General features: G+C 67.3%; 11 protein-coding genes. 8 read left to right on the top strand and 3 right to left on the bottom strand.

Going from position 1 to position 11852, the window contains the following annotated elements:
* Nucleotides 1–24 precede the first annotated feature (24 nt).
* The 7 genes from pstS (at nt 25) to phoR (ending at nt 6992) form a co-directional block, all read left to right on the top strand.
* Nucleotides 25–1062 carry a phosphate ABC transporter substrate-binding protein PstS gene (gene pstS, locus AAFF27_17290; GenBank protein XAH21768.1) on the top strand — a complete coding sequence of 346 codons (1038 nt, stop codon included), beginning with the start codon at nt 25–27 and terminating at the stop codon, nt 1060–1062.
* Nucleotides 1063–1152: 90 nt separating this feature from the next.
* Nucleotides 1153–2118, top strand: a complete 966-nt coding sequence (gene pstC, locus AAFF27_17285) for a phosphate ABC transporter permease subunit PstC (GenBank protein ID XAH26256.1) — start codon at nt 1153–1155, stop codon at nt 2116–2118.
* Nucleotides 2115–2996 (top strand): phosphate ABC transporter permease PstA, encoded by an 882-nt coding sequence (gene pstA, locus AAFF27_17280; protein ID XAH21767.1) that lies wholly within the window; start codon nt 2115–2117, stop codon nt 2994–2996. Before pstC ends, pstA begins: the two co-directional genes overlap by 4 nt.
* 23 nt (nt 2997–3019) lie before the next feature.
* Nucleotides 3020–3799, top strand: a complete 780-nt coding sequence (gene pstB, locus AAFF27_17275; GenBank protein XAH21766.1) for a phosphate ABC transporter ATP-binding protein PstB — start codon at nt 3020–3022, stop codon at nt 3797–3799.
* Nucleotides 3800–3973: 174 nt separating this feature from the next.
* Nucleotides 3974–4675, top strand: a complete 702-nt coding sequence (gene phoU, locus AAFF27_17270; GenBank protein XAH21765.1) for a phosphate signaling complex protein PhoU — start codon at nt 3974–3976, stop codon at nt 4673–4675.
* Between the two features lie 181 nt (nt 4676–4856).
* Nucleotides 4857–5573 carry a phosphate regulon transcriptional regulator PhoB gene (gene phoB, locus AAFF27_17265; GenBank protein ID XAH21764.1) on the top strand — a complete coding sequence of 239 codons (717 nt, stop codon included), beginning with the start codon at nt 4857–4859 and terminating at the stop codon, nt 5571–5573.
* A gap of 12 nt (nt 5574–5585) precedes the next feature.
* The gene (gene phoR / locus AAFF27_17260; protein ID XAH21763.1) at nt 5586–6992 is read left to right on the top strand and encodes a phosphate regulon sensor histidine kinase PhoR; all 1407 of its coding nucleotides are present in this window, start codon (nt 5586–5588) and stop codon (nt 6990–6992) included.
* Nucleotides 6993–7033: 41 nt separating this feature from the next.
* On the opposite strand, the gene AAFF27_17255 is transcribed toward phoR, so the two are convergent.
* The 3 genes from AAFF27_17255 to AAFF27_17245 all read right to left on the bottom strand — a co-directional run bounded on the left by AAFF27_17255 (nt 7034) and on the right by AAFF27_17245 (nt 10650).
* A complete protein-coding gene (locus tag AAFF27_17255; GenBank protein ID XAH21762.1) occupies nt 7034–8422 on the bottom strand; it encodes an MATE family efflux transporter in 1389 nt (462 codons plus the stop codon).
* Between the two features lie 147 nt (nt 8423–8569).
* Entirely contained in the window at nt 8570–10120 is a 1551-nt protein-coding gene (locus tag AAFF27_17250; GenBank protein ID XAH26255.1) for a hypothetical protein, read from the bottom strand.
* A gap of 272 nt (nt 10121–10392) precedes the next feature.
* Entirely contained in the window at nt 10393–10650 is a 258-nt protein-coding gene (locus AAFF27_17245; GenBank protein XAH21761.1) for a type B 50S ribosomal protein L31, read from the bottom strand.
* 180 nt (nt 10651–10830) lie between these two features.
* Between AAFF27_17245 and AAFF27_17240 the strand changes: the two genes are divergently transcribed.
* Nucleotides 10831–11781 carry an IS5 family transposase gene (locus tag AAFF27_17240; GenBank protein XAH21760.1) on the top strand — a complete coding sequence of 317 codons (951 nt, stop codon included), beginning with the start codon at nt 10831–10833 and terminating at the stop codon, nt 11779–11781.
* The last annotated feature ends 71 nt before the right edge of the window (nt 11782–11852 follow it).

Raw genomic sequence — 11852 nt, 5'->3', positions numbered from 1 at the left:
ACCTGTACTTCCAGAGGAACGCATATGAAGACTTCGATGATTCGCGTGTTTGCCGTTGCCGGCCTGTGCGCTGCAACTTCCATGGCCTGGGCCCAGAACGAAGCCACTGGCGCAGGCGCGAGCTTCCCCGCACCGCTGTATGCCAAGTGGGCCGCTGACTACAACAAGAGCACGGGCGTCAAGATCAACTACCAATCGGTGGGTTCTGGCGCCGGCATCAAGCAGATCGATGCCAAGACGGTGGACTTTGGCGCCTCTGACGCGCCGCTGAAGGACGACGAGCTGCAGGCCAAGGGCCTGGTGCAGTTCCCCACCGTGATCGGTGGCGTGGTGCCGGTGGTCAACATCAAGGGCATCGGCCCGGGCCAGCTGAAGCTGAGCGGCGCCGTGCTGGGTGACATCTACCTGGGCAAGATCGCCAACTGGAACGATCCCGCCATCAAGGCGCTGAACCCCGGCTTGGCACTGCCTGATGCAGAAATCGCCCCGGTGCGCCGCGCCGACGGCTCTGGCACCAGCTTCATCTTCACCAACTACCTGAGCAAGGTGAACCCCGAGTGGAAGTCCAAGGTCGGCGAAGGCACGGCAGTGAACTGGCCCACCGGCGCCGGCGGCAAGGGCAATGAAGGCGTTGCCGCCTTCGTCGGCCGCCTGCCCAACTCGATCGGCTACGTCGAGTACGCCTACGTCAAGCAGAACAAGATGGCCTACGCCCAACTGCTGAACGCCGCAGGCAACGCGGTCGCACCGGACGACAGCGCCTTCAAGGCCGCCGCTGCCGGCGCTGACTGGAGCAAGAGCTTCTACCAAATCCTGACCAACCAGCCTGGCAAGGATTCGTGGCCCATCACCGGCGCTACCTTCATCCTGGTGCACAAGTCGCAAGACAAGCCAGCCCAGGCCGCCACCACGCTGAAGTTCTTCGAGTGGGCCTACAAGGAAGGCGACAAGACCGCCGCCGACCTGGACTACGTGCCCATGCCCGACAGCGTGAAGGCCACGATCTACAAGTCCTGGGGCGACATCAAGGACACGTCGGGCAAGGCCATCGCCCTGCGCTAAGCACAGCAGCCTGAAGCCACAACCCGCGCCGTGTCCTCTACACTGCCGCTGCCCCCCGCGCCGCCGACTGCGGCCGGGCGGGGCGCCACCATGAATCCACCACCTGTGAAACGGCCGGGACTCTCCGGCACCATGGCCGACCGGCTGTTTGGCTGGCTGGCCAAGGGCGCGGCGCTGCTGACGCTGGCCCTGCTGCTGGGCATCCTGGCATCGCTGATTGCCGGCGCCTGGCCTGCCATCGAAAAATACGGGCTGAGCTTTCTCACCCGCAGCGTGTGGGACCCGGCCAAGAACGACTACGGCGGCCTGGTGATGATCTACGGCACGCTGGCCACGTCGATCATTGCGCTGCTGATCGCGGTGCCGGTGAGCTTCGGCATCGCGCTGTTTCTTACCGAACTGTCGCCCGCCTGGCTCAAGCGCCCGCTGGGCACGGCCATCGAGCTGCTGGCTGCCGTGCCCTCCATCGTCTATGGCATGTGGGGGCTGATGGTGTTCGGCCCCATCCTCGCCACCTATGTGCAGCAGCCGCTGCAGGCGCTGTTCAAGGGCGTGCCCTACCTGGGCGCGCTGGTGGCCGGCCCGCCGGTGGGCATCGGCATTCTGTCGGCCGGCATTATTTTGGCGATCATGGTGATCCCCTTCATCGCCTCGGTGATGCGTGACGTGTTCGAGGTCACGCCGCCGCTGCTGAAGGAGTCCGCCTACGGCCTGGGCTCGACCACCTGGGAAGTCGTGTCCAAGGTGGTGCTGCCCTATACCCGCACCGGCGTGCTGGGCGGCATCATGCTCGGCCTGGGCCGGGCGCTGGGCGAGACCATGGCCGTGACCTTCGTCATCGGCAACATGAACCAGCTCAGCTCGCTGTCGCTGTTCCAGGCGGCCAACAGCATCACCTCGGCGCTGGCCAACGAGTTTGCCGAGGCTGGCGAAGGCCTGCACCAGGCGTCGCTGATCTACCTGGGCCTGGTGCTGTTCTTCATCACCTTCGTGGTGCTGATGCTGTCCAAGCTGCTGCTGCTGCGCCTGCAGAAAAACGAGGGAACCCGCACATGACGACTTCCGAGCAGCTGATTTCCGCAGCAGACCTGGCGGTGGAGCGCCAGGTGCGCTTTGCCGCGCGCAACCGCGTCAACCGCATCGCGCTGGCGCTGTCGCTGGCGGCCATGGCCTTTGGCGTGTTCTGGCTGGTGTGGATTCTTTGGGAAACGCTGCGCCTGGGCGTGGGCGGCCTGAGCCTGGCGCTGTTCACCGAGATGACGCCGCCGCCAAACGACGAGGGCGGCCTGGCCAACGCCATCTATGGCTCGCTGGTGATGGTGGCGCTGTCCACCTTCGTCGGCACGCCCATCGGCATCATGGCCGGCGTCTACCTGGCCGAGTACGACCGCACTGGCTGGCTCGCGTCGGTCACGCGGCTGGTCAACGACATCCTGCTGTCGGCGCCTTCCATCGTCATCGGCCTGTTTGTCTACACCGTGGTGGTGGCGCGTTTCCGCAGCTACTCGGGCTACGCCGGCATCGTGGCGCTGGCGCTGATCGTGATCCCGGTGGTGATCCGCACCACCGAGAACATGCTGCTGCTGGTGGCGCCCGGCCTGCGCGAGGCCGCCTACGCACTGGGCACGCCCAAGTGGAAGGTGATCCTGCTGATCACGCTGCGCGCGGCGCGCGCGGGTGTCATCACCGGCGTGCTGCTGGCGGTGGCGCGTATCGCGGGCGAGACCGCACCGCTGCTGTTTACCGCGCTCAACAACCAGTTCTGGAATGGCGACCTGTCCAAGCCGATGGCGAGCCTGCCGGTGACGATCTTCAAGTTCGCCATGAGCCCCTATGAAAACTGGCAGAAGCTGGCCTGGGCCGGCGTCTTCCTGATCACCACGGCGGTGTTGCTCCTCAATATCCTGGCGCGCGTGCTTGCGCGGCGCAACTGAATCCCGAAGAAGGAACCGTCTCCATGGCACCCCTCGCGCATGCACCCAACCGCTCCAAGATCGCGGTCAAGAACCTCAATTTCTACTACGGCAAGTTCCACGCCCTGAAGGGCATCAACCTGGAAATCCCGGAGAACAAGGTGACGGCCTTCATCGGCCCGTCGGGCTGCGGCAAGTCCACCTTGCTGCGCACCTTCAACCGCATGTTCGAGCTCTACCCCGAGCAGCGCGCCGAGGGCGAGATCATTCTCGACAACGAGAACCTGCTCACCTCCAAGCAAGACGTGGCCCTGATCCGCGCCAAGATCGGCATGGTGTTCCAGAAGCCCACGCCTTTCCCGATGTCGATCTACGACAACATCGCCTTCGGCGTGAAGCTGTTCGAGCGCCTGAACGCCACCGACATGGACGAGCGCGTGGAATGGGCACTGCGCAAGGCCGCGCTGTGGCCTGAGGTGAAGGACAAACTGCAGCAGGGCGGCGCCAGCCTCTCTGGTGGGCAGCAGCAGCGCCTGTGCATCGCGCGCGGCATTGCCATCAAGCCCGAGGTGCTGCTGCTGGACGAACCCTGTTCGGCACTCGACCCGATCTCCACCGCCAAGGTGGAAGAGCTGATCGCCGAGCTGAAGAACGACTACACCGTGGTCATCGTCACCCACAACATGCAGCAGGCCGCGCGCTGCAGCGACTACACCGCCTACATGTACCTGGGCGACTTGGTGGAGTTTGGCGAGACAGAGCAGATGTTCTTCAAGCCCCAACGCAAAGAAACAGAAGACTACATCACCGGCCGCTTCGGATGAACCAGCCCACCACCCCCAGTCTTCGCGCACTTCGTGTCGCTGCGCCAACCCCCTTCGAGGGGGCGACGCCAGTGGCCCGGCAAAGCCGGTTCCACGGTGTCCCGCGCTTGGGCCGTGATTTGTGTTCGGCCATGCATCATTCGCAGTCTTGCGATCAGTGAGAAGGAAACGGCAATGTCCGACAAGCACTTGTCCACCCAGTTCGACAGCGAACTCAACGGCGTCTCCTCCCGTGTGATGGAGCTCGGCGGCCTGGTCGAATCGCAGATCCGCCAGGCGATCTATGCGCTGTCGCAGTTCAGCACCGAAGTGGCCGACAGCGTCACGCAGGCCGAGCCGCGCGTGAACGCGATGGAGATGGAGATCGACCGCGATCTGTCGTCCATCATCGCGCGGCGCCAGCCCACGGCGCGCGACCTGCGGCTGCTGATCGCCATCTCCAAAACCACCGCCAACCTCGAGCGCGTGGGCGACGAGGCCAACAAGATCGCGCGCATGGTCAAGTCCATCGTCGCCAGCGGCGCCGGGCGCAGCCTGCCGTCGTCCGACCTGCGCGTGGCAGCCGACCTGGCCTCGGGCCTGATGCGCCGTGCGCTGGATGCGTTCGCGCGGCTGGACACCAGCGCCGCGCTGGCCATCCTGAAGGAAGACGACCAGATCGACCGCGAGTTCGACGGCTTCGTGCGCAAGCTCATCACCTACATGATGGAAGACCCGCGCACCATCTCTGCCAGCCTGGACCTGCTGTTCGTCGCCAAGGCGATCGAGCGCATTGGCGACCACGCCAAGAACATCGCCGAGTTCATCATCTACATCGTCAAGGGAACCGACGTGCGGCATGCGTCGATGGACGAAATCGAATCCGCATTGAGATGACATCCCCCCAGGCTGCGCACTTCGTGCTTCGCCAACCCCCCTTCTGCTGCGCGAAGGGGGGCACATCCTGCGGCCTGGCAAAGCCAGTTCCGCGGATGTTTGCGCTTGGCCTGCTCCGCGGCCATTTGTGCTGGACGGCTGCGTGCGGTGCGAGTGATGCGTAGCGCATTGGAAATTTGAGATGAGAAAACTCCCCCAGGTCCTGATCGTTGAAGACGAGCCAGCGATTGCCGAGCTGATCGCCGTCAACCTGCGCCACAACGGTTTCCAGCCGGTGTGGTCCGAGGATGGCGCCTCTGCCCAGCGTGAGCTGGACGCGGTGCTGCCCGACGTGATCCTGCTCGACTGGATGCTGCCCGGCACCAGCGGCCTGGCGCTGGCGCGCAAGTGGCGCGCCGATGCGCGGACCAAGGCCGTACCGATCCTGATGCTGACCGCGCGCGGCGACGAGCCCGACAAGGTGGCCGGCCTGGACGCGGGCGCCGACGACTACATCACCAAGCCTTTCTCCACCCAGGAGCTGCTGGCGCGCATCCGCGCCGTGCTGCGCCGCCGCGCGCCCGAGCAGTTGGCCGAGACGGTGCAACTGGGCGAGCTGCTGCTGGACGCTGGCACGCACCGCGTGAGCTTCCAGGGCCAGCCGTTGAAGGTCGGCCCGACCGAATTCAAGCTGCTGCACTACCTCATGCGCCATGCCGAGCGCGTGCACAGCCGTGCGCAACTGCTGGACAAGGTCTGGGGCGACCACGTCTTCATTGAAGAGCGCACGGTCGACGTGCACGTCAAGCGCCTGCGCGAGTCGCTGGGCACGGCCGGCGCCATGGTCGAGACGGTGCGCGGCGCTGGCTACCGCGCCACGGCGCAGGTGGCACTGACGGCGGCCACGCCTCCCCACTGAATGCTGGCCGGCATGATCCTGCAGCGGGTGATTGCGCTCGCGCTCTGGCAATTGTTCTGTGCGCTGGCCCTGGGCTGGCTGGCTGGCAAGCTCGGCGGTGCCGATCCGGCCACCGCACGCGCCGCATGGCAGGCCTGGTGCCTGGGCGGCGCGCTGGTGGGCTTTGTGCTGGCCAGCTGGAGCGCCACGCTGTTCGACGCCTGGCGCGCCGGGCGCCTGCTGCGCTGGCTGCGCAGCGACGCCGTCGCCGCCACGGCACCAGCCCTGGGCGGCCTGTGGGGCGAGGCCGCAGACCGCATGCGCCGCCGCACCCGCGAGGCCGAGCGCGGCATGGCCGAGAGCGCCGGGCGCCTGCATGAAATCCTGTCCGCGCTGCAGGCTTCGCCCAATGGCGTGGTGCTGCTCGATGCGCGCATGTGCATCGAGTGGTGCAACCAGACCGCGGCCGAGCACTTTGGCATCGAGGCCACGCGCGATCTGCTGCAGTCGCTGGGCAACCTGGTACGCGACCCGGCCTTCAGCGCCTATTGCGCTGCCGGCAAGTTCGACTCGGAAGTGGTCATCCCCGGCCGGCGCAGCACGCCCGGGCGGCCGGTGCGCCTGTCGGTGCAGCTGCACCCCTATGGCGAAGGCCGCACCATGCTGCTGTCGCGCGACGTCACCGCAGTGGAGCAGGCCGAGGCCATGCGGCGCGACTTCGTCGCCAACGTATCGCACGAGATCCGCACGCCGCTCACCGTGCTGACCGGTTTCGTCGAAACCCTGCAGACCCTGCCGCTGGAGGCGGGCGAGCGTGCCCACTACCTGGGGCTGATGTCCCAGCAGGCCGCGCGCATGCAGTCGGTGGTGAGCGACCTGCTGACCCTGTCGCGGCTGGAAGGCAGCCCCTTGCCGGGCCTGGCCGAGCGCGTGCCGCTGCAGGCCTTGATCGCGCACTGCCAGCAAGAGGCCGAAGCGCTGTCCGCACTGCTGGGCCGTGGCCATACGCTGCATTTTCCCGAGGGCGTGCAGGGCGACGTGGCCGGCGCGCCGCACGAGTTGCAAAGCGCCATGTCCAACCTGGTCGCCAACGCCGTGCGCTACACGCCCGCCGGCGGCACGGTGACCGTGCGCTGGACCGTGCTGGACGGCCGCGAACCCGCGCGCGGCGCGGCGGGCGAGGGCGAATTTGCGGTGCAGGACACCGGCCCCGGCATCGCGCCCGAGCACGTCCCGCGGCTGACCGAGCGCTTCTACCGCGTCGACCGCAGCCGCTCACGCGAAAGCGGCGGCACCGGCCTGGGCCTGGCCATCGTCAAGCACGTGCTGCAGCGCCACGGCGGCCGCCTGCGCATAGACAGCCAGCAGGGCGCGGGATCGACCTTCACCCTGGTGCTGCCGGCCGAGCGGCTGCGGGTTCCAGGAATATCAGCCAAATAGGCCTCTAGCCCAGGCGTGGCCTGGGCTATTAGCTATTATTTTTATAGTTTCTGGTTGGTGGCGACAGAGCGCCGCACCGCGCGTCGCACCATCAGCAGAAAGGTGCAGGCGGTCAGCACCAGCGCCCCGGCGCTGGCCGTCCAGAAGGCTGCGGGCGAGGTCCACCGCCCCATGCCGTAGCCGCCGTGGTAGGCCAGCCAGTAGCCGCCGCCCAGGCCCACGCCCCACAACAGCAGGCAATAGGCCAGCAGCGCCGACACCGTGATGCGGTAGCAGCGCAGCACGAACACGCACACGCACTGCAGCGCATCGGCCAGGTGGTAGAGCGCGACCCAGCCCAGCAGCATGCCGGCCATGGCCACCACGGCCGGCTGGCGCGAGTACAGCGCGGCGATGCTGTCGCGCGCCACGAGCACCGTGCCACCCAGAACCAGTGCCGCCAAGCCTGCCAGCGCCAGGCCCACGCCGACCGCGTGCCGGGCCTGGCGCGCGTCGCCCGCGCCCAGCCAATAGCCCACGCGCGCGCTGGTGGCAATGGCAATCGACAGCGGCGCCATGTAGAGCACCGCCGCCATGCTGGCCGCCACCTGGTGCGCGGCGGCGGCCACCGTGCCCTGGCGCGCGATGAACAGCGCCATCAGGGTGAAGGAGGTCACCTCCACCATGATCGACAAGCCCGCCGGCACGCCCAGGCGGGCGAACAGGCCCAGTTGGCGCAGGTCGGGCGCCTCGGGCCGGCGCCACAGGCGGTAGGGCACATAGAGCGGCTGCGTGCGCAGCATCCACAGCGCAATCGCCAGCATCAGGTAATTGACCAGCACCGTGGCCCAGGCGCAGCCCACGGCGCCCATGGCCGGCAGCCCGGCGCCACCCAGCGCGAACCAGACCGTCAGTGGCAGCTTGACCGCAAGCGAACCCAGTTGCAGCCAGGTCACCAGCAGCGGCCGCCCCAGGCTTTGGTTGAGCGTGCTGTAGATGCGAAACAGCATGGCCGGCGGCAGGCCCAGCGCCAGCACGCCCAGGTAGCGCAGCACCTCGCCCTGCAAGGCCGGCGGCACCTCGGCCCAGCGCAGCAGCGGCGCCGGCGCCAGCAGCAGCGCCATGCCCAGCACGCAGGCGATGGCGCAGATGTAGAGCGCCTGGCGCACCGAGCGGCCCAGGTCCTCGAAGCGCCGCGCGCCATGCAGCCCGGCCCAGACCGGCAGCAGCGATTGCAGCACGCCCATCAGCGCCACGTAGACGCTGATGAACACCGCCGAGCCCACCGACAAGGCCGCCAGCGAGACCTCGGAATGGCGGCCCGCCACCACGGTGTCGGTCACCCCAAAGGCCATCACCGCCAACTGGCCCGCCAGCACCGTCAGCGCATGGCGCGCAATGGCGGGCAGCTCGTTGTGGGGGCGGCTTGTCGTGGGTTGGGTGGCTGGCACCGTGTTAGCCGCAGCCAAGGGAACCAAAGGCCGCGGAGCAGGCCATGCCAGGACATCCGCGGAACCGGCTCTGCCGGGCCGCAGGATGTGCCCCCTGCAAGGGGGTTGGCGTAGCGACACGCAGTGCGCGAAGCCTGGGGGTGTTACTCAAAACCTACGCCGATAGAGCTGAACGGTTTCGCGGCGATCGGCCGGGCGCGGAATGGTCGCCACCAGCGTCCAGTCTGTGGGCGCGGCCACGTTGGCCAGCGCGTCTACCGGCTCGGGCTCCGGGTACACCGCCAGCCATTCGCAGCGCTGCGTGTCAGACGCCGGATAGAGCCGCAGCTTGCCGTGGTACTGGAAGGCGGCGACCTGGGCCCGGCTGAAGCCGTCAAAGGACAGGCATTTGGTCGGCCCCAGCACCGCGCTGGCCTGCTGCACCTGCGCACCGTAGCTGCGCGCGTAGTCCAGCAGCGGCAGCCACAGCGTCATCAGCAGCAGCCAGCACAGCGCCGCGCCACCGGCCGGCAGCACCACGCTCTTCCACAGCGCCGACTGGTGGCGCCCGATGCGCCAGCGCACCAGCCAGGCCCAGGCCAGCGTGGCCGCCAGCGCCAGCAGCAGCGCCAGCCACGAGAAGCTGGCCACAAAGCCCGGCGCCAGCTTGGCCACATTGGCTGCTGGCTGGCGCGGGAAGCCGGTCTGCATGGCAACCCAGATCACCCAGATGGTGATGGCCGAGCCGGTGAAGAACAGCAGGGTGAACCAATCCACCAGCGCGGCCACGCTGCGGCTGAGCGTGGGCAGCGCAAACGCCGCCAGCGCCGCCAGCGCCGGCAGGCCCAGCAGCAGCGCGCGGTCGGCGGGCTCGGTGCTCAGGGTGGCAAACAGCGCAATCGCCGCGAACCAGGCCGGCAGCGCCAGGTGGCGGTGCACCTCCAGCGCCGCCAACTGCCGGCGCCAGCGCCACAGCGTCCACAGCGCCAGCGGCCAGGTCGGCCAGGTAAACCAGAACAGCAGCCGGCCCAGGCTGGCCCAACTGCGGTCAAAGGCCGGCGCGCTCAGGCGCCAGGCCCAGACATCCGTCCACCAGCCCAGCAGCGCTGCCGCCACGGTGACCAGCGCGGCGAGGGCGGCCCAGCGCAGCAAGGCGGCGCGCGCCTCCGGGTCCTGCCGGGCTTCCAGCACGGCTAGCAGCGCGCCGCCCGCGCCAAACAGCACGGCCAGCGCCGGCGCGCCCGACAGCACCAGGCCGGCCAGGCCAAGGAGCAGGCCGGCGCAGGCCTGCTTTGGGTGATAGGGCGACGCGGCAATGGCAAAGAAGGCGAGGGCGCCAAAGGCCAGCTGGGTCAAATAGGCCGTGACCTCGTGTGACAGCTGCGCCAGTCCCAGGCAGGCGATCAGCGCCAGCAGGCCGCCGTCGGCCACCGCACGGGCATAGTCCTTGGGGCGCGCCTCGCCGCCAAAGGCAAAGGCCACCGGCTGCGCGCGCGGCCCCAGCGCCAGGCAATAAACGCCATACCAGGTGGCGATCAGCGTCAGCGCCAGCAGCCCGGCAAAGGGAAAGCGCGCCGCCAGGTCTGGCGCCATCCAGGCCGGCGCCAGCTGTATCGCCCAGGCACCCAGCCAGTAGGGCAGCAGGCCATCGGTTTCCGGCGCCATGCCGCCCAGCAGGGGCTGCCACCAACTGGTGTGGCCATTGGCCAGCTCCAGCATGTAGCCGAACGAGGCGATGTCCACGTTCTTCCACGGGCCACGGCCGATGAAGCCCGGCAGCACATAGGCCACGCAAAACAGCAGCAAGGCCCAGCGCGGCAGGCGGCGCACGGCACTCTGGGCCACGATGGCGGGGGTCGGCGGAGTGGTCACGGAGGTGGAGCGTAGCGCAGCGGCTGGACGGGGGAAACAAAAAAGGCAGCGCGGAGACCCGGGCTGCCTTTTTACTGCCTGAGCCCTGCCACGGAGGCAAGGCCAAGAGCGCGAGTCGATTACTTGGCTGCGGTCTTGCCGAAGCGGTTGCGGAAGCGCTCGACGCGGCCACCCATGTTGTCCACCGACTTTTGCGTGCCGGTATAGAACGGGTGCGATTCGCTGGAGGTGTCCAGCTTGTACAGCGGCAGCTCGCGGCCGTCGTCAGCCTTGGCGGTTTCCTTCGTGTTCACGCAGGAGCGGGTCACGAACTTGAAGCCGTTGGACAAGTCCACGAAGAGCACTTCGCGGTAATTGGGGTGAATGCCTTCTTTCATGGCACGGTCCTTTAAATAGATCTGCTGCGGTAGCCACGCCGCACCCATTGCGACGCACTTTCCGCGGAAAAGCCTGCGATTATCGCACACGGGCTGAAATTGCAGCCCTCTCTAGGGACATCCTGCAAAACTCCCCCGCGCATCTGGATGCGCCCGTTTGTTCAGGCATGCTCGGCGCCCATGAAGCAAGCCGGCCTGGACCTGAACCTGAGCACGAAGAAGACCCGCAAGCAGGTGTTCCTGCAGGAGATGGACCAGGTGGTGCCGTGGGCGTCCTTGGTCGATCTCATCGCCCCGTACTACAGCGAAGGACGCACAGGCCGCCCGCCCTTTGCCTTGGAGACCATGCTGCGGCTGCACTTCATCCAGCAATGGTTCAGCCTGTCGGACCAGGCGATGGAAGAGGCCCTCTTCGATATCCCCCTGTACCGAGAGTTCGCGGGCCTGGACGCCCATGGTCGCCTGCCCGATGAAAGCACCATCCTGCGCTTTCGCCACCGGCTGGAGCGCCACAAGCTGGCCGAACAGATCCTGATCACCGTCAACACCCTGCTGGAGAGCAAAGGCCTGTTGCTCAAGGAAGGCACGGCCGTCGACGCCACGCTGATCCCAGCCCCCAGCTCCACCAAGAACAAAGACAAAGCACGCGACCCCGAGATGCACTCGAGCAAGAAGGGAAATCAGTGGCACTTCGGTATGAAGGCCCACATCGGGGTAGATGCAGACTCTGGCCTGGTCCACACCGTGCGCGGCAGCTCCGGCCACGTGGGCGACGTCACCGAAGGCAACAGCCTGCTGCACGGACAGGAAACAGACGCCTTCGGGGACGCTGGCTACCAGGGGATCGGCAAGCGCCCGGATGCCAAGGACAGCGTCACCTGGCACATCGCCATGAAGCCAGGCAAGCGCAAGAAGCTGAGCAAAGACAAGGTATCCGATGTACTGGTCCACCAGCTCGAAAAGCTCAAGGCCGGCATCCGCGCCAAGGTGGAACACCCGTTCCGGGTCATCAAGCGCCAGTTCGCCTACACCAAGGTGCGCTACCGGGGGCTGAAGAAAAACACGCAGCAGTTGCACACGCTGTTCGCCCTGTCCAACCTGTGGATGGCGCGCTACCGGCTGATGGGGTGAAGGATTGAGGGGATCGGTGCGCCTGTGTGGTGCGGGGGAGGGTCAAAAAGGCCCTGGATGCACCGGAAAGC

Source organism: Xylophilus sp. GW821-FHT01B05, assembly GCA_038961845.1.
Classification (GTDB): Bacteria; Pseudomonadota; Gammaproteobacteria; order Burkholderiales; family Burkholderiaceae_C; genus Xylophilus.
This window is presented reverse-complemented; position numbering and strand designations above follow the sequence as displayed.